Origin of the sequence: Pseudomonas putida NBRC 14164, assembly GCF_000412675.1 — a bacterium.
Classification (GTDB): Bacteria; Pseudomonadota; Gammaproteobacteria; order Pseudomonadales; family Pseudomonadaceae; genus Aquipseudomonas; species Aquipseudomonas putida.
The window spans coordinates 146,253-168,777 of sequence record NC_021505.1 but is presented as its reverse complement, the minus strand read 5'-3'; the positions used below and the strand labels follow the sequence as shown (position 1 = coordinate 168,777).

16 protein-coding genes and 2 rRNA genes are annotated in these 22,525 nt (G+C 59.2%); 13 read left to right on the top strand and 5 right to left on the bottom strand.

Annotated features, from left to right (window positions below):
* Nucleotides 1-7: 7 nt before the first annotated feature.
* The 4 genes from PP4_RS00770 to PP4_RS00755 form a co-directional block, all read right to left on the bottom strand.
* Nucleotides 8-2,899, bottom strand: a 23S ribosomal RNA gene (locus PP4_RS00770).
* Nucleotides 2,900-3,216: 317 nt separating this feature from the next.
* A 16S ribosomal RNA gene (locus PP4_RS00765) occupies nucleotides 3,217-4,753 on the bottom strand.
* Together the 16S and 23S rRNA genes form the textbook arrangement of a ribosomal RNA operon.
* Before the next feature lie 568 nt (nucleotides 4,754-5,321).
* Nucleotides 5,322-6,542 (bottom strand): CaiB/BaiF CoA transferase family protein, encoded by a 1,221-nt coding sequence (locus PP4_RS00760; RefSeq protein WP_016497452.1) that lies wholly within the window; start codon nucleotides 6,540-6,542, stop codon nucleotides 5,322-5,324.
* Between the two features lie 14 nt (nucleotides 6,543-6,556).
* Nucleotides 6,557-7,738 (bottom strand): acyl-CoA dehydrogenase, encoded by a 1,182-nt coding sequence (locus tag PP4_RS00755; protein ID WP_016497451.1) that lies wholly within the window; start codon nucleotides 7,736-7,738, stop codon nucleotides 6,557-6,559.
* 161 nt (nucleotides 7,739-7,899) lie between these two features.
* Between PP4_RS00755 and PP4_RS00750 the strand changes: the two genes are divergently transcribed.
* The 10 genes from PP4_RS00750 (at nucleotide 7,900) to PP4_RS00705 (ending at nucleotide 17,714) form a co-directional block, all read left to right on the top strand.
* A complete protein-coding gene (locus PP4_RS00750) occupies nucleotides 7,900-8,799 on the top strand; it encodes a LysR family transcriptional regulator (protein WP_016497450.1) in 900 nt (299 codons plus the stop codon).
* A 436-nt stretch (nucleotides 8,800-9,235) separates the two neighbouring features.
* The gene (locus PP4_RS00745) at nucleotides 9,236-10,357 is read left to right on the top strand and encodes a Re/Si-specific NAD(P)(+) transhydrogenase subunit alpha (RefSeq protein WP_016497449.1); all 1,122 of its coding nucleotides are present in this window, start codon (nucleotides 9,236-9,238) and stop codon (nucleotides 10,355-10,357) included.
* 11 nt (nucleotides 10,358-10,368) lie between these two features.
* The gene (locus tag PP4_RS00740; protein WP_016484308.1) at nucleotides 10,369-10,683 is read left to right on the top strand and encodes an NAD(P) transhydrogenase subunit alpha; all 315 of its coding nucleotides are present in this window, start codon (nucleotides 10,369-10,371) and stop codon (nucleotides 10,681-10,683) included.
* A gap of 2 nt (nucleotides 10,684-10,685) precedes the next feature.
* Nucleotides 10,686-12,122 carry an NAD(P)(+) transhydrogenase (Re/Si-specific) subunit beta gene (locus PP4_RS00735; RefSeq protein WP_016497448.1) on the top strand — a complete coding sequence of 479 codons (1,437 nt, stop codon included), beginning with the start codon at nucleotides 10,686-10,688 and terminating at the stop codon, nucleotides 12,120-12,122.
* A 186-nt stretch (nucleotides 12,123-12,308) separates the two neighbouring features.
* Nucleotides 12,309-13,802, top strand: a complete 1,494-nt coding sequence (locus PP4_RS00730; protein ID WP_016497447.1) for an acetyl-CoA hydrolase/transferase family protein — start codon at nucleotides 12,309-12,311, stop codon at nucleotides 13,800-13,802.
* Between the two features lie 383 nt (nucleotides 13,803-14,185).
* Nucleotides 14,186-14,401, top strand: a complete 216-nt coding sequence (locus PP4_RS00725; protein ID WP_016497446.1) for a DUF1127 domain-containing protein — start codon at nucleotides 14,186-14,188, stop codon at nucleotides 14,399-14,401.
* Nucleotides 14,402-14,704: 303 nt separating this feature from the next.
* Complete coding sequence (locus tag PP4_RS00720; RefSeq protein ID WP_016497445.1) at nucleotides 14,705-15,022, top strand: DUF2388 domain-containing protein; 318 nt, start codon at nucleotides 14,705-14,707, stop codon at nucleotides 15,020-15,022.
* An 88-nt stretch (nucleotides 15,023-15,110) separates the two neighbouring features.
* Complete coding sequence (locus tag PP4_RS00715; RefSeq protein ID WP_016497444.1) at nucleotides 15,111-15,404, top strand: DUF2388 domain-containing protein; 294 nt, start codon at nucleotides 15,111-15,113, stop codon at nucleotides 15,402-15,404.
* Nucleotides 15,405-15,441: 37 nt separating this feature from the next.
* Nucleotides 15,442-15,762 (top strand): DUF2388 domain-containing protein, encoded by a 321-nt coding sequence (locus PP4_RS00710; protein WP_016497443.1) that lies wholly within the window; start codon nucleotides 15,442-15,444, stop codon nucleotides 15,760-15,762.
* Nucleotides 15,759-17,714: a DUF7844 domain-containing protein gene (locus PP4_RS00705; RefSeq protein WP_016497442.1), complete on the top strand. Its 1,956-nt coding sequence runs from the start codon at nucleotides 15,759-15,761 to the stop codon at nucleotides 17,712-17,714. Before PP4_RS00710 ends, PP4_RS00705 begins: the two co-directional genes overlap by 4 nt.
* A gap of 127 nt (nucleotides 17,715-17,841) precedes the next feature.
* On the opposite strand, the gene PP4_RS00700 is transcribed toward PP4_RS00705, so the two are convergent.
* The gene (locus tag PP4_RS00700) at nucleotides 17,842-18,243 is read right to left on the bottom strand and encodes a GFA family protein (RefSeq protein ID WP_016497441.1); all 402 of its coding nucleotides are present in this window, start codon (nucleotides 18,241-18,243) and stop codon (nucleotides 17,842-17,844) included.
* 267 nt (nucleotides 18,244-18,510) lie between these two features.
* Here PP4_RS00700 and PP4_RS00695 point away from each other — a divergent pair, with 267 nt between their 5' ends.
* The 3 genes from PP4_RS00695 (at nucleotide 18,511) to PP4_RS00685 (ending at nucleotide 22,516) form a co-directional block, all read left to right on the top strand.
* Entirely contained in the window at nucleotides 18,511-19,818 is a 1,308-nt protein-coding gene (locus PP4_RS00695) for a CitMHS family transporter (protein WP_016497440.1), read from the top strand.
* A 69-nt stretch (nucleotides 19,819-19,887) separates the two neighbouring features.
* Nucleotides 19,888-20,658 (top strand): TerC family protein, encoded by a 771-nt coding sequence (locus tag PP4_RS00690; RefSeq protein ID WP_016497439.1) that lies wholly within the window; start codon nucleotides 19,888-19,890, stop codon nucleotides 20,656-20,658.
* 199 nt (nucleotides 20,659-20,857) lie between these two features.
* On the top strand, nucleotides 20,858-22,516 hold the full coding sequence (locus PP4_RS00685; RefSeq protein ID WP_016497438.1) for a Na/Pi cotransporter family protein: 1,659 nt from the start codon (nucleotides 20,858-20,860) through the stop codon (nucleotides 22,514-22,516).
* Nucleotides 22,517-22,525: the final 9 nt, after the last annotated feature.

Sequence of the window (22,525 nt, the reverse complement as noted above, 5' to 3'; positions counted from 1 at the left end):
GTGTTATATGGTCAAGCCTCACGGGCAATTAGTATTGGTTAGCTCAACGCCTCACAGCGCTTACACACCCAACCTATCAACGTCGTAGTCTTCGACGGCCCTTTAGGGGATTCAAGATCCCAGTGAGATCTCATCTTGAGGCAAGTTTCCCGCTTAGATGCTTTCAGCGGTTATCTCTTCCGAACATAGCTACCCGGCAATGCCACTGGCGTGACAACCGGAACACCAGAGGTTCGTCCACTCCGGTCCTCTCGTACTAGGAGCAGCCCCTCTCAAATCTCAAACGTCCACGGCAGATAGGGACCGAACTGTCTCACGACGTTCTAAACCCAGCTCGCGTACCACTTTAAATGGCGAACAGCCATACCCTTGGGACCGGCTTCAGCCCCAGGATGTGATGAGCCGACATCGAGGTGCCAAACACCGCCGTCGATATGAACTCTTGGGCGGTATCAGCCTGTTATCCCCGGAGTACCTTTTATCCGTTGAGCGATGGCCCTTCCATACAGAACCACCGGATCACTAAGACCTACTTTCGTACCTGCTCGACGTGTGTGTCTCGCAGTCAAGCGCGCTTTTGCCTTTATACTCTACGACCGATTTCCGACCGGTCTGAGCGCACCTTCGTACTCCTCCGTTACTCTTTGGGAGGAGACCGCCCCAGTCAAACTACCCACCATACACTGTCCTCGATCCGGATAACGGACCTGAGTTAGAACCTCAAAGTTGCCAGGGTGGTATTTCAAGGATGGCTCCATGAGAACTGGCGTCCCCACTTCAAAGCCTCCCACCTATCCTACACAAGCAAATTCAAAGTCCAGTGCAAAGCTATAGTAAAGGTTCACGGGGTCTTTCCGTCTAGCCGCGGATACACTGCATCTTCACAGCGATTTCAATTTCACTGAGTCTCGGGTGGAGACAGCGCCGCCATCGTTACGCCATTCGTGCAGGTCGGAACTTACCCGACAAGGAATTTCGCTACCTTAGGACCGTTATAGTTACGGCCGCCGTTTACCGGGGCTTCGATCAAGAGCTTCGCTTGCGCTAACCCCATCAATTAACCTTCCGGCACCGGGCAGGCGTCACACCCTATACGTCCACTTTCGTGTTTGCAGAGTGCTGTGTTTTTAATAAACAGTCGCAGCGGCCTGGTATCTTCGACCGGCATGGGCTTACGGAGCAAGTCCTTGACCCTCGCCGGCGCACCTTCTCCCGAAGTTACGGTGCCATTTTGCCTAGTTCCTTCACCCGAGTTCTCTCAAGCGCCTTGGTATTCTCTACCTAACCACCTGTGTCGGTTTGGGGTACGGTTCCCAGTTATCTGAAGCTTAGGAGCTTTTCTTGGAAGCATGGTATCAACCACTTCGTCGCCTAATGGCAACTCGTCATCAGCTCTCGGCCTTGAAATCCCGGATTTGCCTAAGATTCCAGCCTACCACCTTAAACCTGGACAACCAACGCCAGGCTGGCCTAACCTTCTCCGTCCCTCCATCGCAATAACTGGAAGTACAGGAATATTAACCTGTTTTCCATCGACTACGCTTTTCAGCCTCGCCTTAGGGACCGACTAACCCTGCGTCGATTAACGTTGCGCAGGAAACCTTGGTCTTTCGGCGTGCGAGTTTTTCACTCGCATTGTCGTTACTCATGTCAGCATTCGCACTTCTGATACCTCCAGCAAGCTTCTCAACTCACCTTCACAGGCTTACAGAACGCTCCTCTACCGCATCACCAAAAGGTGATACCCGTAGCTTCGGTGCATGGTTTGAGCCCCGTTACATCTTCCGCGCAGGCCGACTCGACTAGTGAGCTATTACGCTTTCTTTAAAGGGTGGCTGCTTCTAAGCCAACCTCCTAGCTGTCTAAGCCTTCCCACATCGTTTCCCACTTAACCATGACTTTGGGACCTTAGCTGACGGTCTGGGTTGTTTCCCTTTTCACGACGGACGTTAGCACCCGCCGTGTGTCTCCCATGCTCGGCACTTGTAGGTATTCGGAGTTTGCATCGGTTTGGTAAGTCGGGATGACCCCCTAGCCGAAACAGTGCTCTACCCCCTACAGTGATACATGAGGCGCTACCTAAATAGCTTTCGAGGAGAACCAGCTATCTCCGAGCTTGATTAGCCTTTCACTCCGATCCACAGGTCATCCGCTAACTTTTCAACGGTAGTCGGTTCGGTCCTCCAGTCAGTGTTACCTAACCTTCAACCTGCCCATGGATAGATCGCCCGGTTTCGGGTCTATACCCAGCGACTAAACGCCCTATTAAGACTCGCTTTCGCTACGCCTCCCCTATTCGGTTAAGCTCGCCACTGAATATAAGTCGCTGACCCATTATACAAAAGGTACGCAGTCACCTAACAAGTAGGCTCCCACTGCTTGTACGCATACGGTTTCAGGATCTATTTCACTCCCCTCTCCGGGGTTCTTTTCGCCTTTCCCTCACGGTACTAGTTCACTATCGGTCAGTCAGTAGTATTTAGCCTTGGAGGATGGTCCCCCCATATTCAGACAAAGTTTCTCGTGCTCCGTCCTACTCGATTTCATTGATAAGAGATTTTCGTGTACGGGGCTATCACCCACTATGGCCGCACTTTCCAGAGCGTTCCACTAATCTCAAACCAACTTAAGGGCTGGTCCCCGTTCGCTCGCCACTACTAAGGGAATCTCGGTTGATTTCTTTTCCTCAGGGTACTTAGATGTTTCAGTTCCCCTGGTTCGCCTCTTGCACCTATGTATTCAGTACAAGATAACCAGCTTGTGCTGGCTGGGTTCCCCCATTCAGAGATCTCTGGATCACAGTCTGTTTGCCGACTCCCCAAAGCTTTTCGCAGGCTACCACGTCTTTCATCGCCTCTGACTGCCAAGGCATCCACCGTATGCGCTTCTTCACTTGACCATATAACCCCAAGCAATCTGGTTATACTGTGAAGACGACATTCGCCGAAAATTCGCACGTTGCTCTTTCGAGCAGAACTCACAAATTTTACCTTAGCCTGATCCACCAGCAGTGAAACTGGTGTTCAGTCTATTTCTATCACATATCCGAATTTTTAAAGAACGATCTGACAAAAGTCAGAAATCAACATTCGAAGCGAATGCTCATTTCCAAGTTCTGATCAGGAACAACGTCAGGCCTGCACAAGGCCTTGATCGTCTTTTACAAAGAATCAAGCAATTCGTGTGGGAGCTCATCAGCAGGCTGATGTCGTCGATTAAGGAGGTGATCCAGCCGCAGGTTCCCCTACGGCTACCTTGTTACGACTTCACCCCAGTCATGAATCACACCGTGGTAACCGTCCTCCCGAAGGTTAGACTAGCTACTTCTGGTGCAACCCACTCCCATGGTGTGACGGGCGGTGTGTACAAGGCCCGGGAACGTATTCACCGCGACATTCTGATTCGCGATTACTAGCGATTCCGACTTCACGCAGTCGAGTTGCAGACTGCGATCCGGACTACGATCGGTTTTGTGAGATTAGCTCCACCTCGCGGCTTGGCAACCCTCTGTACCGACCATTGTAGCACGTGTGTAGCCCAGGCCGTAAGGGCCATGATGACTTGACGTCATCCCCACCTTCCTCCGGTTTGTCACCGGCAGTCTCCTTAGAGTGCCCACCATAACGTGCTGGTAACTAAGGACAAGGGTTGCGCTCGTTACGGGACTTAACCCAACATCTCACGACACGAGCTGACGACAGCCATGCAGCACCTGTGTCAGAGTTCCCGAAGGCACCAATCCATCTCTGGAAAGTTCTCTGCATGTCAAGGCCTGGTAAGGTTCTTCGCGTTGCTTCGAATTAAACCACATGCTCCACCGCTTGTGCGGGCCCCCGTCAATTCATTTGAGTTTTAACCTTGCGGCCGTACTCCCCAGGCGGTCAACTTAATGCGTTAGCTGCGCCACTAAAATCTCAAGGATTCCAACGGCTAGTTGACATCGTTTACGGCGTGGACTACCAGGGTATCTAATCCTGTTTGCTCCCCACGCTTTCGCACCTCAGTGTCAGTATCAGTCCAGGTGGTCGCCTTCGCCACTGGTGTTCCTTCCTATATCTACGCATTTCACCGCTACACAGGAAATTCCACCACCCTCTACCGTACTCTAGCTTGCCAGTTTTGGATGCAGTTCCCAGGTTGAGCCCGGGGCTTTCACATCCAACTTAACAAACCACCTACGCGCGCTTTACGCCCAGTAATTCCGATTAACGCTTGCACCCTCTGTATTACCGCGGCTGCTGGCACAGAGTTAGCCGGTGCTTATTCTGTCGGTAACGTCAAAACACTAACGTATTAGGTTAATGCCCTTCCTCCCAACTTAAAGTGCTTTACAATCCGAAGACCTTCTTCACACACGCGGCATGGCTGGATCAGGCTTTCGCCCATTGTCCAATATTCCCCACTGCTGCCTCCCGTAGGAGTCTGGACCGTGTCTCAGTTCCAGTGTGACTGATCATCCTCTCAGACCAGTTACGGATCGTTGCCTTGGTGAGCCATTACCTCACCAACTAGCTAATCCGACCTAGGCTCATCTGATAGCGCAAGGCCCGAAGGTCCCCTGCTTTCTCCCGTAGGACGTATGCGGTATTAGCGTTCCTTTCGAAACGTTGTCCCCCACTACCAGGCAGATTCCTAGGCATTACTCACCCGTCCGCCGCTGAATCGAAGAGCAAGCTCTTCTCATCCGCTCGACTTGCATGTGTTAGGCCTGCCGCCAGCGTTCAATCTGAGCCATGATCAAACTCTTCAGTTCAATACTGCTTGGGTTTTTAAGAAACCCTAAACTTGGCTCAGCAATCTCAAATGACTATGTGATTTCTCGCATGGTCACTTGTGATGCTGATAATCTTGTTGACTATCAGTCCATACTCACAAGCACCCACACGAATTGCTTGATTCAATTTGTTAAAGAGCGTTTGGTTAAGAGCTTTTCGTCTCAACCGAGGCGCGCATTCTACGCTTTCCTCAGAGCCTGTCAAGCGTTTATTTTGAAGTTTTTTCCGAGAAACTCGTTTAGCTTCAAACACTTAACTCGCCGCGATCTCTCGTAGCGGGAGGTGAATCATACAGCGTTTAGAAGCGCTGTCAACCACCATTTCAACCGCTTGCGATCTTTCGATCGTAGCCCTTTCTGCACCACCTTAACTACCTAACTCATTGAATCTCAAGGAGTTTGTCGTTCCGATGTCGCTGGAAGTGGGGCGCATTATAAGGCGATTCGGAAGGGCGTCAACCTTTAATTTCAAGAAACCTTAATATCGCTGAAAAGCAAAGCAGGGAGGCCTGGCGGCCTCCCTGCTCTTATGTAGCACCAGCTGTTTCTAGAGCACCCCGGCCTCGCGCAAGCGCTGCACCTCACCTGCCTCCAGCCCCAGCACTTCCCCCAGTACCGCCTCGGTATGCTCACCCAGCAGCGGCGGCGCCCGTCGATACTCCACCGGCGTCTCCGACAACCGTATAGGGCTGGCTACCTGCGGCACGCTACCCGCCAATGGATGCGGAATGTTCACCGCCAGCCCACGCGCCAGCACCTGTGGGTCCTGGAACATCTGCGCCAGGTCATTGATAGGCCCGCACGGCACCCCAGCAGCCTCCAGCTGGGCAACCCATTCGGCGGTTGTCTTGAACACCGTGGCCTGGCGAATCAGTGGAATCAGCTCGACCCTGTTGGCCACCCGCTGCTTATTAGTAAGGAAACGTGGATCGTCCGCCCATTGTGGCTGCCCGGCCACTTCTGCGAACTTGCGGAACTGGCTGTCGTTGCCCACGGTAAGAATGAAGTCGCCGTCCGCCGTAGGGAAGTCCTGGTAGGGCACTATATTAGGGTGCGCGTTGCCCAGGCGCCGAGGCGGGTTGCCTGTGGTCAGGTAATTCATGGCCTGGTTAGCCAGGCAGGCTACTTGTACATCGAGCAACGCCATGTCGACATGCTGACCCACCCCGGTCTGCTCCCGATGGGCAAGGGCGGCAAGCATGGCTACCGTTGAGTACAGCCCGGTAAGGATGTCGGTAAGCGCCACACCCACCTTGACCGGCCCCGCGCCTTCCTCACCCTCCGGGCGGCCAGTCAGGCTCATCAGCCCACCCAGCCCCTGGATCATGAAGTCATAACCCGCACGCTTGGCATACGGCCCGGTCTGGCCGAAACCGGTAATGGAGCAATAGACAAGCTGTGGGTTGATCGCCTTCAGGCTCTGGTAGTCCAGCCCATAGGCCGCCAAACCACCCACCTTGAAGTTCTCGATGACAATATCGGACTTCGCTGCCAACTCACGCACCAGGCGCTGCCCTTCAGGCCGGGTGAAATCGATGGTCACCGAACGCTTGTTACGGTTGGCCGACAGGTAGTAAGCCGCCTCACTGGTGTTTTCACCCCCGGCATCCTTGAGGAAGGGCGGTCCCCACGCGCGGGTATCGTCACCACTGCCCGGGCGCTCCACCTTTATAACGTCAGCACCCAGGTCAGCGAGAATCTGGCCAGACCATGGGCCGGCCAACACGCGCGAAAGGTCCAGCACCCGCAGATGTGATAGCGCGCCCATGGGCTGGCTCCTTATTAATAGAAGGCCTGGATACCGGTCTGCGCACGCCCCAGGATCAGTGCATGCACGTCGTGAGTACCTTCATAGGTGTTGACCACCTCAAGGTTTACCAGGTGACGGGCCACGCCAAACTCATCGGAGATGCCGTTGCCACCCAGCATGTCGCGCGCCATGCGGGCGATATCCAGCGCCTTGCCGCAGGAGTTACGCTTCATGATCGAGGTAATCTCCACAGCAGCTGTACCTTCATCCTTCATACGCCCCAGGCGCAGGCAGCCTTGCAGTGCCAAGGTAATTTCGGTCTGCATGTCGGCCAGCTTCTTCTGGATCAGCTGGTTGGCAGCCAGAGGGCGACCGAACTGCTGACGGTCCAGGGTGTACTGACGCGCGGTGTGCCAGCAGGCTTCGGCAGCACCCAGCGCCCCCCACGAGATGCCATAGCGGGCAGAGTTGAGGCAGGTAAACGGGCCTTTGAGACCGCGCACATCCGGGAAGATGTTCTCTTCTGGCACGAACACATTGTCCATGACCACTTCACCGGTGATGGAGGCGCGCAGGCCGACCTTGCCATGGATTGCCGGGGCGCTGAGCCCCTGCCAGCCTTTTTCCAGGACAAAGCCGCGGATATCCCCTGCATCGTCCTTGGCCCAGACCACGAATACATCAGCGATGGGGCTGTTGGTGATCCACATCTTGCTCCCGGTCAGGCGGTAACCGCCGTCGACCTTCCTGGCGCGGGTGATCATCGAGCCAGGGTCGGAGCCATGGTTAGGCTCGGTCAGGCCGAAACAACCGATCCACTCGCCACTGGCCAGCTTGGGCAGGTACTTCTGCTTTTGTGCCTCGGTACCAAACTCGTTGATCGGCACCATCACCAGCGACGACTGCACGCTCATCATCGAGCGATAACCCGAATCGATACGCTCAACCTCACGAGCGATCAGGCCATAGCACACGTAATTCAGCCCGCTGCCGCCGTATTGCTCGGGAATGGTGGCACCCAGCAGGCCAATTTCCCCCATCTCGCGGAAGATCGCCGGGTCGGTCTGCTCGTGGCGGAAGGCCTCGAGCACACGCGGGGCCAGCTTGTCCTGGGCGAACTGATAAGCGCTGTCACGCACCATGCGCTCTTCTTCAGTGAGCTGCTGATCCAGCAGCAGCGGGTCGATCCAGTGGAAGCTTGCTTTACCGGCCATGAGCGAAATCCTCGAAATAGGGGGCAGTTTCTTGTGCCTTTGAGCCTAGGCCTGATCGGCCGCCGGGACAAACGAGGATTGCGCACCAATTAGTGATAATTTGTCACTTCGTAAATCGGTCAAACCCCTTATGAACAGCCTTACGAGTGAGGTTGACGTACATGCGCCGCAAGATCCCCAGCACCGCTGCCCTGGTTTGCTTCGAAGCAGCGGCGCGCCACGAGAGCTTTACCAAGGCTGCGCAGGAACTCGCCCTGACCCAGGGCGCCGTTTGTCGGCAGATTGGCGGCCTCGAGGCCTTCCTCAATGTGGAACTGTTCCGCCGTTCGCGCCGCGGCGTGAAGCTGACCGAGGCCGGTCTTTCCTACAGCCGCCAGGTTGCCGCACAACTGGACGCCGTAGAGCGCGATACCCTGTCGGTGATGGGCCAGCAGGGCGCCAGCGTGGTCGAACTGGCCGTAGTGCCTACCTTTGGCACCCAATGGCTGCTTCCGCGCCTCAAGGACTTCCAGCAACGCCACCCGGAGGTCACGATCAACCTCACCAACCGCACCCGGCCATTCCTCTTCGCCGACACCCCCTTTGATGCCGCTATCTATTTCGGTGATGCCGACTGGTCCGGCACCCAGTCGCACCGGCTGATGGGGGAGAACCCGGTCCCCGTCTGCAGCCCGGCATTGCTGGCTGGGCAGGGCATGCTCGAAGCACAGCGCATCGCCCAACTGCCGCTGCTGCAGCAAAGCACGCGCCCCTACGCCTGGCGGCAGTGGTTTGGCAGCCTGGGGATGAATGTGGAGCGCGACATGACAGGCCCGCGTTATGAACTATTCTCGATGCTCGCCCAGGCGGCGATACATGAAATGGGGATCGCGCTGATTCCCCCGTTCCTGATCCAGCGCGAGTTGGGGGAGGGTAGGTTGGTGGTCGCTAACAGGCATGCCCTGAGCAGCAACAAGGCCTACTATCTGATGATTCCGGAGCGCAAGGTGGAGTCGGCCTCGCTGCGCGCCTTCCGTGACTGGCTGGTGAGCCAGGCCCGGGCCTACACCGCAACAAACTGACCAAGTGCGACAAATTGACTCTGTAGTCAATTATTTTAAACACCTACAGATGTATGTATTTGTCGCATATGCATAAACTGTTATGCCAGCGTGTAAACCCTCTTTAACCCTGCTAACCACGCGGCTTTGCGCGGTATTTTGCGACATTCACCGTGCAATAAGCGAATTGACCGAAATATTTTTGATTTTCTCTCCTAATCTCCCAATAGCCTATGTTTGACGGGCTGGAGCCTTACCGCTGCGACAAGCGGTCACAGGGTGACTTGTAGTTTTAACTTCGTTTCGCTCCATAACCGGTTGAAGGCCTCAGGGTTCGTCTGCAAAATGCTTCGCCCGCCCGGGATTCGGCGGGTCGGCGCTCCACAGCCGCCCCAGCGCACCATCCGAAGTGCGCTGGCTCTTACAAAGACAAAAGGTCACCGCAGGAGAAATAGTCGTGCACATTGGTGTTCCTCTCGAGACGCAGACCGGTGAGACAAGGGTCGCTGCGACCCCGGAAACCATCAAGAAACTGATTGGCCAGGGCCATCAGGTCACCGTCCAACGGGGGGCAGGGCTCAACGCCAGCATTCCGGACAGTGCCTATGAGGCCGTGGGCGCTTCCCTTGGGAGCGCAGCCGATGCCTACGGCGCCCAATTGGTACTCAAGGTGGTCGCTCCCAACGACCAGGAGCTGGCCCTGATCAACAGTGGCAGCCTGCTGGCGGGCATGCTCAACCCCTTCAACAGCGAGCTGATCGGCAAGATGGCCGAACGCGGCATCACCGCTTTCGCCCTGGAAGCCGCGCCACGCACCTCGCGGGCGCAGAGCCTGGACGTGCTGTCGTCGCAGGCCAACATCGCCGGTTACAAGGCCGTGCTACTGGCTGCCCATTACTACCCACGCTTCATGCCCATGCTGATGACCGCCGCCGGTACCGTGAAGGCCGCGCGCGTGCTGATCCTGGGGGCGGGTGTTGCCGGCCTGCAGGCCATCGCCACCGCCAAACGCCTGGGTGCAGTGATCGAAGCGTCCGACGTACGCCCGGCCGTGAAGGAGCAGATCGAGTCGCTGGGTGCCAAGTTCATCGACGTGCCTTACGAGACCGATGAGGAACGTGAGTGCGCTGAAGGCGTCGGCGGTTACGCCCGCCCCATGCCCGCCAGCTGGATGCAACGCCAGGCCCAGGCGGTGCACGAGCGCGCCAGGCAAGCGGATATCGTCATCACCACGGCGCTGATCCCAGGCCGCAAGGCACCCACGCTGCTCAGCGCCGAAACCGTTGCGCAGATGAAGCCCGGCTCGGTGGTCATCGACCTCGCTGCAGCGCAGGGTGGTAACTGCCCGCTCACCGTTGCTGATCAGGTGGTAAAGGAAAACGGCGTGACGATCGTCGGCCCGACCAACCTGCCGGCCCAGCTGGGTGCCGATGCTTCGGCGCTGTATGCGCGCAACCTGCTGGACTTCATGAAGCTGCTGTTCGACAAAGACGGCGCGCTGGTCATCAACCTCGAAGACGACATCGTCGCGGCCTGCCTCATGTGCCGTGATGGTCAAGTCGTCCGCAAGAACGGCTAAGGAGCACGACAATGGAAGACATGCTGATTTCCCATGGCATCTACAACCTCATCATCTTCGTGCTGGCCATCTATGTGGGCTACCACGTGGTGTGGAACGTCACCCCGGCACTGCACACGCCGCTGATGGCCGTGACCAACGCCATTTCTGCCATCGTGATCGTCGGTGCCATGCTGGCCGCCGCCCTCACCGTGACCCCTGCCGGCAAGCTGATGGGCACCCTCGCCGTGGCCCTGGCCGCGGTCAATGTGTTCGGTGGCTTCCTGGTCACCCGCCGCATGCTTGAGATGTTCAAGAAGAAAGCCAAGAACGAGGGGCAGAAGTAAGCATGAGCATGAATCTGGTAACACTTCTGTACCTGGTCGCTTCGGTCTGCTTCATCCAGGCGCTCAAGGGCCTGTCGCACCCGACCACGTCGCGGCGCGGCAACCTGTTCGGCATGATCGGCATGGGCATCGCCATGCTCACCACGGTTGGCCTCATCTATAAGCTGGGGGCCGAGCTGGCTACCGCGGGTATTGGCTACGTCATCGTCGGCCTGCTGGTCGGTGGTACTGCCGGTTCGATCATGGCCAAGCGCGTCGAGATGACCAAGATGCCGGAACTGGTCGCCTTCATGCACAGCATGATCGGCCTGGCTGCGGTGTTCATCGCCATTGCCGCCGTGCTGGAGCCGCAGTCGATGGGCATCGTTGCCGCAATCAGCGACCCGATCCCCACCGGCAACCGCCTGGAGCTGTTCCTCGGCGCTGCAATCGGTGCAATCACCTTCTCCGGTTCGGTGATCGCCTTCGGCAAGCTGTCGGGCAAGTACAAGTTCCGCCTGTTCCAGGGCGCCCCGGTACAGTTCCCCGGCCAGCACAAGCTGAACCTGATCCTCGGCCTGACCACCATCGCCCTGGGCCTGCTGTTCACCTTCACCGGTCATTACAGCGCCTTCACCCTGATGCTGGCCCTGGCCTTCGTCATGGGCGTGCTGATCATCATCCCGATCGGCGGCGCCGACATGCCGGTGGTGGTGTCGATGCTCAACAGCTATTCGGGGTGGGCAGCCGCCGGTATCGGCTTCTCCCTGAACAACTCGATGCTGATCATCGCAGGCTCGCTGGTGGGTTCGTCCGGTGCCATCCTCTCGTACATCATGTGCAAGGCGATGAACCGGTCGTTCTTCAACGTCATCCTCGGTGGCTTTGGCGGCGATACCGACGCCGGCGCCGCTCAAGGCTCGAAAGAGCAACGCCCGGTGAAGTCCGGTTCGGCCGACGATGCCACCTTCCTGCTCAGCAACGCCGACAGCGTGATCATCGTCCCGGGCTATGGCCTGGCGGTGGCCCGTGCCCAGCACGCGCTGAAGGAGCTGACCGAGAAGCTGACCCACAACGGCGTGACCGTGAAGTATGCCATCCACCCGGTGGCGGGGCGCATGCCCGGGCACATGAACGTGCTGCTGGCCGAGGCCGAGGTGCCGTACGATCAGGTGTTCGAGATGGACGACATCAACGCCGAGTTCGGCCAGGCCGACGTGGTGCTGGTGCTGGGTGCCAACGACGTGGTCAACCCGGCGGCGAAGAATGACCCCAAATCGCCAATCGCCGGCATGCCGATCCTAGAAGCGTTCAAGGCCAAGACCATCATCGTCAACAAGCGCTCCATGGCCAGCGGCTATGCCGGCCTGGATAACGAACTGTTCTACCTGGACAAGACCATGATGGTGTTCGGTGACGCCAAGAAGGTCATCGAAGACATGGTCAAGGCGGTGGAGTGAAAACCGCCGCTGCAAACCAACTGATATAAAGGAAGCCCCGGTCAGATTCAGCCGGGGCTTTCCTTTTATTGATCCGGATCAACGGCTCTACTTCAAGGCTTCTCATACGACCATGGTCGTGGGACGGCAATGGGCTAAATCTCTAGACTGCGCTGCAGTAGTTTCAGTAGCCCGAGATAACAATCCATGTACCGTGATCGTATCCGCTTGTCCTCCCTGCACAGCAAGGTAATGAGTGCGGCTGATGCCGCTGGTCTGATCGAGGACGGCATGACCGTCGGCATGAGCGGTTTCACCCGCGCCGGCGAAGCCAAGGCCGTACCGCATGCACTGGCCGAACGTGCCAAGCAGTCGCCACTGAAAATCAGCCTGATGACCGGCGCCAGCCTGGGCAACGACCTGGACAAGCAACTGACCGAGGCCGGCGTGCTGGCTCGCCGCATGCCGTTCCAGGTCGACAGCACCCTGCGCAAGGCCATCAATGACGGCCAGGTGATGTTCATCGACCAGCACCTGTCGGAAACCGTCGAACAATTGCGTAACCAGCAGCTGAAGCTGCCGGACATCGCTGTCATCGAAGCCGTGGCCATCACCGAACAAGGCCACATCGTGCCAACCACGTCGGTAGGCAACTCGGCCAGCTTCGCGATCTTTGCCAAGCAGGTGATTGTCGAGATCAACCTCTCGCACAACCCCAACCTCGAAGGCCTGCACGACATCTATATCCCGACCTACCGCCCGACCCGCACGCCAATCCCGCTGGTCAAGGTCGATGACCGCATCGGCAGCACCGCCATTCCGATCGACCCGGCCAAGATTGTCGGCATTGTCATCAGCAACCAGCCGGACTCACCGTCCACCGTACTGCCGCCAGATGACGAAACCCAAGGCATCGCCGACCACCTGATCAACTTCCTCAAGAATGAAGTTGAAGCCGGCCGCATGACCAACAGGCTCGGCCCGCTGCAAGCCGGTATCGGCAGCATCGCCAACGCCGTGATGTGCGGCCTGATCGAGTCGCCGTTCGAAGACCTGACCATGTACTCCGAAGTACTGCAGGACTCCACCTTCGACCTGATCGACGCCGGCAAGCTGAGCTTCGCGTCGGGCAGCTCGATCACCTTGTCCGGCCGCCGCAATGCCGACGTTTTCGGCAACCTGGAGCGGTACAAGGACAAGCTGGTGCTGCGCCCGCAAGAAATCTCCAACCACCCGGAAGTGGTTCGTCGCTTGGGCATCATTGGTATCAACACCGCCCTGGAGTTCGATATCTACGGCAACGTCAACTCCACCCACGTGTGCGGTACCCGGATGATGAACGGCATCGGCGGCTCGGGTGACTTCGCCCGCAACGCCCACCTGGCCGTATTCGTCACCAAGTCGATTGCCAAAGGCGGCGCGATCTCCAGCGTGGTGCCGATGGTCAGCCATGTCGACCACACCGAGCACGACGTGGACATCCTGGTCACCGAGCAAGGCCTGGCCGACCTGCGTGGCCTGGCGCCGCGCGAGCGGGCACGGGCGATCATCGACAACTGCGTGCACCCAGACTACCGCGCTGCGCTGAACGATTACTTCGATCGCGCCTGCCAGCGTGGCGGCCACACTCCGCACATCCTGCGTGAAGCGCTGAGCTGGCACGAGAACCTGGAAGAAACCGGGCGCATGCTGGCTAGCTGATGCAGATGGGCTGCACAGCAGCGCCTCCAACTCAGCTGTGACATCGCAATACTGGGGCCGCTCTGCGGCCCTATCGCGACACAAGGCCACCCCTACAAGCCTGTGCTACACAGTTGGGTCATCTACCTCGACATAAACTGTTCTACTGTACCGGTTTTGTGCCGGTCCCTGCCGTTCAAAACCTTCTCACGACCTTAAAATGCACCATATTCGTGCAGACCAGTACAGTTGCGCCATTTTCGAGTGCAACAGTAGGGTTACACAGTTAACTGAGCCATCGTCTTTCAACAGAACTGTATCTACTGTTATGGACAACAGAGGAGGATCATTGGCATCAGTTAAATCACTACCTAATCCCGCCATAAGCGGAAGGATGAAGCATCATGGAACGTACCCTCAGTTCCGGTCTGGTTTTTGAAAGCAACGCCCAGCAATCCAACGCCTCGCTGCCCCTGCGCGCACTGTCGACCCTGCTGCTGTGGCAGCGCCGTATGGCCAGCCGCCGTCAACTGGCTCGCCTGGACGGCCGCCTGCTGGCTGACGCCGGTATCAGCGAGTCGCAGCGTTACGAAGAGCTGAGCAAGCCTTTCTGGCGCTAAGCTCCGGCTTGCCGGCTTCGCTGGCACCGCGAATTCCCAAACCCGTTGCAGGTGACTGCAACGGGTTTTTTTATTCCCAGGCCGCAGGCTAGAGCCGTTTCAGTTAGACCAGTACAGTTTTAGAAATATTCGAATAAAGCAGGTACAGTTAGTTGGCGTGCCGTTCATTAACTTCCACAAACAACGGCGCGTGATACGCTTGCCTTAGCTGTCTATTGAAAGCCGCTGTTAAACGTACCGCGACGCCCTGTATGAGCGTCCGATAAACAGAACCACCCGATCCTAGTCCAGGAGTTCACCATCATGTCCCGTAAATACCTGAGTGGCACCGCCCTGATGCTGAGCCTGGCCGGCACCGCACACGCCACCAGCTTCGTTGTCACCACCGACGCCGTCGTTGGCGCAGTAGCCGCATCCACCGATGCCACTTCCGATATCTCCTCGTCTTTCAAAGACGACAAGATCGTGCAGGCCGCCCGTGACGACGCCGCCAGCTTCGTTGGCAGCCAAGGCGACATCCGCGGTGCCAAGCTGGAGAGCGCTTTCCTGCACATCCGCTCGCAGATGCCGGCGCTGCAGGCCAGCGACGCGCAACTGGCCCAGGCCATCCTGGCGCTCTGAGCCCGGTTGAGCCGTTCAGCTGTGCTGGTCACCCCGAGCACAGCCGCACCCAACTTTGCCGCCCACGTTCCGAGCCGTTGTAGAGCCCATGCGTTATCTGTTGCCGCTGCTGTTCTCCGTTGCCGGCATGGCCAGTGCCCATGCCATGGATACCACCACGCAAAGCCTGGTCATCACCGGCTATGTCACCAGCCAGGTCACCACCGCACCGTTTGATCGCAAGCTGGTACGCCAGGCGCGCGACGATGCGGCTGCCTTCGTTGCCAGCGACGGCCAGATCCGCGGCGTGCGGCTGGAGGCCGCGCTGGAATCATTACGCCACAATTGTTCACAGCACGCCGTCGGCGACCTGGAACTGGCGCAGGCGATTCTCGTCCAATAACTACATCTGACTCCCTGTATTTTTTCGGAGATGCTCCATGCGTAAACCGCTGATTGCCGCTACCCTCGGCATGCTGCTGCTGGCCGACCTGGCCCATGCACAGACCTTGGTGGCCACCAGCAACATCATCGTGCGTGCCTTTGGCCGCTCGATCGACTTCACCTCAGACACCACCACATCCATTCGCGACTCCAAAGTGGTACGCGAAGCCCACGATGACGCCGCCAGCTTCGTCGCCAGCAATGGTGACATTCGCGGTGTCCAGCTCGAGGCCGCCTTCAGCACCCTGCGCGAGCGTGTGCCAGAAGCCCGCAGTGCCAGCGATCAGGTACTGGCTGAAGCCATCCTCGCGCTGTGAACCGCATACGTGCCTGGCTGCTCGGCTGCGTCCTGACGCTGCTCGGCACACCCGCATTGGCCGACCTGCAGCTTGAGCTGCAGGCATCCGGCCTTGACCCCCAACAAACCCAAGCCACCCAGGCCCTGCTCGACGAGGCCATGGGCAAGCTGCCTCCGCGCTTCAAGCAACAGCTGGACCGCCGCGTGCGGGTCAGCTGGAGCGACAACATGCCTGCCGACGCCTACGGCCAGGCATCGCTGGTGTCCACACTCGAACTCAACCGTCGCCTGCTGCCCGGCCTCACCGATGGCAGCGCCGCCACCGAGCGCACCAACCGCCCGCATGGCACGGTACGTGAGGAGCTGCTGGCCACCGTGCTGCACGAGCTCACCCATATCTACGACCGTGCCCGCCTGTGGACCGGTGCCGAGAATTCGCTGATTGCCCGCTGCAAGCGCCAGCAAGGCACACTGGGCAAGATTGGCCTGCCCGAAGAATGCCGCGGCCAGGCCGAGCGCCGCTTCACCCTCAGCGACGACCCGCGCCTGCTCGACCTGGCCGGCTGGCAGCAATACGTGGGCCGACGCGGGGAGCGCGAACAGCACAATGGCCAGTTCGTGCGCAGCCCCGACAGCTATGAGCTGAGCAGCCCCAAGGAGTACATCGCGGTCAACATGGAGTACTTCCTCCTCGACCCGAGCTACGGCTGCCGCCGCCCGGCACTCAACCAATACCTGCGCGAACATTTCGGCTGGGCACCCCAACAGGACACTTGCGCCAAGGGCCTGCCGTTCATCAACGCGGGCAGCGACTTCGCCCGCCAGCCGCTGGGTGAAATCGACCCCGAGCGGGTGTATGAAGTGGATTACCTGCTGGCCGAAGCCAACCAGAACCTGGTCAGCCGGTGGGGCCACAGCATGCTGCGCCTGGTGATCTGCAAGCCCGGCCGCCCACGCGGGCCGGACTGCCGCCTGGACCTCGACCAGAGCCTGGTGCTGTCGTACCGCGCCTTCGTCAACGACGTGCAGCTGTCCAGCTGGGACGGCCTGATCGGTGTCTACCCCTCGCGATTGTTCGTACTGCCGCTGGGCCAGGTGATCGATGAATACACCAAGACCGAACTGCGTAGCCTGGCCTCGGTACCCCTGAAGCTCAGCCGCGATGAAGTCGAGAACCTGGTGCGTCAGGCCGCCGAGATGCACTGGAGCTATGACGGCAACTATTGGTTCCTGTCCAACAACTGTGCGGTGGAGTCACTGAAACTGCTGCGCAGCGGCACCGCCAACCCACGCCTGAACGACCTCGACAGCATCATGCCCAACGGTTTGCTGGCCGTGCTCAAGGGCAGGGGGCTGGCCGACACCAGCGTACTCGACGACCCACGCGAGGCGTTGCGCCTGGGCTACCGCTTCGACTCGTACCGCGACCGCTACCAGGCCATGTTCGAGGTACTGAGGAAACAGCTGCCGATCAAGCAGGCCCTGGTTGAAGACTGGCTGGCCCAGGATGCCGAACAGCGCCGCCCCTGGTTCGCCAAGGCCGACCTGCGCACCAGCGCTGCGTTGCTGCTGCTTGAACAAGCCAGCTTGCGCCGGCAACTGCTGCTGGCCCAGGACGAGGTCAAGCAACGTTACCTGAATGCCGCGGCGCTGAAAGATGGCAGCATCAACAAAGCTGACGCCACCCTCAAGCAGATGCTCGCCAACAGTGGTTTCCTCAGCCGCCCGGCAGAGTTGCTCGATGCCAAGGGCTACGGGCTGCCGCAACCCGAAGAGCGCAAGCACCTCGAGCAGGTCAGCAGCGAACGCCAGGCGCAGCTGCTGCGCTTGAGCACCAGCCTGGACAAAGAGGTGAGGGCGCTGCTGGAACCCTCACGGGCCAAGGAAATTGCCGCGGTCGAGGCCAATGTGAAGCAGATCGGTGAGCATTTGCGGGCGCTGCACAAAGCTGCGGGTGGCCTGCAATTGTAAGCATGGCTGTACCGGCCCTATCGCCGGCAAGCCAGCTCCCACAAATTCTGCACAGGCCTTGAATATTGCGCAGTACCTGTAGGAGCTGGCTTGCCGGCGATAGGGCCTGCAGCACCAGCACAATTGCTTACTGGCTTTCGCCTTCCTCTTCTGGCAAATCCTCATCCAGATGCAACCACGGCAACCGGCTGCCCACCCAGATATGCCGGCTGGCCCGCACCCGCTCCGGGTGATCCAGCGTCGCCACCGTCACGTCGATCGTCTCAGGGCTGTGCGTGGTCACCAGCGCGACGTGCGCCCCACACTGCCCGCAGAAGTACCGGCTGCAACTGGCCGGTGCCACATAGCAGTTCGGTTCACCCGCCAGCCACACAAACCCCGAACGGGGCAGGGTGACCCAGGTCACAACCAGCCCACCGCTTACCCGGCGGCAAATCGTGCAGTGGCAGTGGGCAATGTCTGTCAGGTCACCCTCCAACCGGTAACGCAAGGCGCCGCAATGGCAGCCCCCTTCGGTCACATTCTGCATCACCTACCTCTCGTCGCCTTTGCCTCAGCGAAAGCTGGCTGAAAGCTTGCCCTCATAGGATAGCCGCCACTACCGGCACAAGACCGGTCAGCCAGGGCACCCGGTAAACACCGCGCCCGGCCCAATCAACAACAACAATGGTGATTCTGATGTATTCCTGTGCCCGCCTTCCTGCAGTACCCCTCCGCATGCTCCCTGCGCAGCGCCTGACGCGCTGATCCGCCCGAATAGACTTTCCTTTCGCCGCGCCACGCCTGGAGTATTGCCATGCTGACCTTCCTCGGCTTTGCCATGGTCATCACCTTCATGTACCTGATCATGACCAAGCGCCTGTCGGCCTTGATCGCACTGATCCTGGTACCGATCCTGTTCGCCCTGTTCGGCGGTTTCTCCGCCAAGATCGGCCCTATGATGCTCGAAGGCATCAGCAAGCTCGCGCCTACCGGCGTGATGCTGATGTTCGCCATCCTCTACTTCGCCCTGATGATCGACTCCGGCCTGTTCGACCCGGCCGTGCGCAAGATCCTCAAACTGGTCAAGGGCGACCCGCTGAAAGTCTCGGTCGGTACCGCCGTGCTGGCCCTGGTGGTCTCGCTCGACGGTGACGGCGCCACCACCTACATGATCTGCTGCGCCGCCATGCTGCCTATGTACAGCCGCCTGGGCATGAGCCCGCGGATCATGGCCGGCCTCATCATCCTCGCCGGCGGGGTGATGAACATGACCCCTTGGGGTGGCCCGACCGCCCGTGCCGCCAGTGCGCTGCATGTGGACCCTTCGGACATCTTCGTGCCGATGATCCCGGCCATGCTGTTCGGCGTGGTGGCGATCCTGGCCATTGCCTACATGTACGGCAAGCGTGAACGTGCCCGCCTGGGCGAACTGCACCTGCCGACCGACGATATCGATCACAGCGAAATCACCGTTTCGCAATTCCCGGAGGCACGCCGGCCCAAGCTGCTGTACTTCAACGGTGCCCTGACCGCCGCCCTGATGGTCGCGCTGATCGCCGGCGTGCTGCCACTGCCCGTGCTGTTCATGATCGCCTTCAGCATCGCCATGATCGTCAACTACCCGTGCCTGCAGCAGCAGAAGGACCGCATCGCCGCCCACGCCGGCAGCGTGCTGGCCGTGACCGGGCTGATCTTCGCTGCTGGCATCTTCACCGGCATCCTGTCGGGTACCGGCATGGTCGACGCCATGTCCAAGAGCCTGCTGGCCGTCATCCCCGAAGCGCTGGGCCCTTACCTGGCGGTAATCACCGCGATCGTGAGCATGCCGTTCACCTTCTTCATGTCCAACGATGCCTTCTACTACGGCGTATTGCCGGTGCTGGCCGAAGCCGCCAGCCACTACGGCATCACCCCGGTGGAAATGGCCCGTGCGTCGATCGTCGGGCAACCGGTACACCTGCTCAGCCCGCTGGTACCCTCCACCTACCTGCTGGTGGCCCTGGCCGGCATCGAGTTCGGCGATCATCAGCGCTTCACGCTCAAGTGGGCAGTGCTGGTGTGCCTGTGCATAATGCTCGCCGCACTTCTGATGGGGATTTTCCCGCTGTTCAGTAGTCTTTAATACAGACGTATCAACTACGCGACGCGCCCTGACCGGGGCGCGTTGCCATTACCGCTCGAAGGAAATTACATGGAATGGCTGACCAGCCCGGAAATCTGGGTTGCCTTTTTTACCCTCACCGCGCTTGAGATCGTCCTCGGGATCGACAACATCATCATGATCTCGATCCTGGTCAGCCGCATGCCCAAGCACATGCAGCCGCGCACCCGGATCTTCGGCCTGGCCCTGGCCATGGTCACCCGTATCCTGCTGCTGCTGTCGATCACCTGGGTCATGCGCCTTACCGCCGACCTGTTCGTGGTGTTCGGCCAAGGCATCTCCGGGCGTGACCTGATCCTGTTCTTCGGTGGCCTGTTCCTGCTATGGAAGAGCTCGCAAGAGATCTACCACGGCCTGGAAGGCGAAGACGAAAACCCGGATGAGCCGAAAGGCGCAGGTGGCAAGTTCTTCTACACCATCATCCAGATCGCCATCATCGACATCGTGTTCTCGCTGGACTCGGTAATCACTGCAGTGGGCATGGTGTCCCACGTGCCGGTGATGATCGCCGCCATCGTTGTCGCCGTACTGGTGATGATGCTGTGCGCCGGTGCCATCAGCAATTTCATCGACAAACACCCGTCGCTGAAGATGCTCGCACTTTCGTTCCTGATCGTGGTCGGTACCGTACTGATCGCCGAATCTTTCGACGTGCACGTGCCGAAGGGTTACGTCTACTTCGCCATGGCGTTCTCGCTGGCGGTGGAAGCCATCAACATCCGCATGCGCACCGCCTCAGCCCGCAAAGAGGGCAAAGAGCAAGACCCGGTGAAACTGCGCAAAGACATTCCGGGTCAATAACCCCCGGAAGTGCAAAACAGAAAGGGCCCTTCGCAGGGCCCTTTTTTCATGTCTGATCGGTTTCAAACAAATGACAGCCATGCGAAGCTGGCGACAGCTGCGCAAAACAACTAAAGCTTTGAGTGAGCACTGAAAATTCTTCAAAAGCTCACGTATCTTTTCTTGGCCCGGTGGGCCAGTGCAACAGGGGGCCTTCGCCATGCTGACCCTGCTCAACCTGCTCTCAGCCGTGACGCTTCTGGTCTGGGGCACCCATATCGTGCGTACCGGCATCCTCCGGGTATTCGGCTCGAACCTGCGGCGCATCATCAGCCAGAACATGGACAAGCGACCGCTGGCGTTCATCGCCGGCATTCTGGTCACCGCCATGGTGCAGAGCAGTAACGCCACGGCCATGTTGGTCACATCTTTCGTCGGTCAGGGCCTGATGGCCATGACCCCGGCCCTGGCGATCATGCTGGGTGCCGATGTGGGTACCGCGCTGATGGCCCGTGTACTGACCTTCGACCTGTCGTGGCTGTCACCGCTGCTGATTTTCCTGGGCGTAATCTTCTTCCTCTCGCGCAAACAGACACGGGCAGGCCAACTGGGCCGGGTTGGTATCGGGCTTGGCCTGATCATTCTGGCACTGGAACTGATCGTGCAGGCAGCTGCACCGATCACCCATGCCCAAGGCGTTAAAGTGCTGTTCGCTTCACTAACCGGCGACATCATGCTGGACGCCTTGGTCGGCGCCATGTTCGCCATGGTTTCCTATTCCAGCCTTGCCGCCGTGCTGCTCACCGCAACGTTGGCAGGCGCCGAAGTCATCAGCCTGCCGGTGGCCATCGGCCTGGTGGTCGGCGCCAACATCGGCAGTGGCTTGCTGGCCTTCATCAGCACCAGCATGCAGAACACCGCCGGGCGCCGGGTGGCCTTGGGCAGCCTGCTGTACAAGCTGCTCGGCCTGCTGCTGATCATTCCCGTGCTGCACCCGCTGGTGGAGTGGATGGACTCCCTCAGCTTCAGCCCGCAAGAGCTGGTGATCGGCTTCCACCTGCTCTACAACACACTGCGCTGCCTGCTCATGCTACCCACAGTCAAATTGATGGGCCGGCTATGCAATACCCTGCTGCCCGAGCGCGAAGCCGGCAACGGACAAGTGCGCCCACGCCACCTCGACGCCTCGGCACTGGAAACGCCCAGCCTGGCCTTGGCCAACGCCTGCCGCGAAACCCTGCGCCTGGGCGATATCGTCGACAGCCTGCTCGAAGCCGTGCTCGGTGCCCTGCGCGGCACCCAGACCGCCCTGCCGCAGCAGGTCCGCGTCCTGGGCGAAGACGCCGAAGCGCTGTACAGCGCGATCAAGCTGTACCTGGCGCAAATGTCGCGCGAGGACCTCAGCGAGCCGGACAACCGCCGCTGGGCCGAGATCATCGAGCTGGCGATCAACCTCAAGCTGGCCTGCGACCTGATCGAGCGCATGCTACGCAAGGTCCAGCAGCAGAAAACCAGCCAGCGCCGGGAGTTTTCCCAGACAGGCCTGGAAGAGCTCACCGGCCTGCAGGAGCAATTACTGGCCAACCTGCGCCTGGGTCTGTCGGTGTTTCTCAGTGCCGACCCGGAGAGCGCCCGCTTGCTGCTGCGTGAAAAACGCCGTTTTCGCGCCCAGGAACGGCGCTTGGCGCACGCCCATGTCAGCCGCTTGCAGCGTAAGGTGGTGCAAAGTATCGAGACCAGTTCGCTACACTTGGAGCTGATTGCCGACATGAAGCGGTTGAACTCTTTGTTCTGCAGCAGTGCCTATGTGGTACTGGGCGGCTCGGACACCGGCGGCCTGATGCTCGACAGCGTGCCGGACGAAGCCCGTCTGCCCTGATTTTGCCTA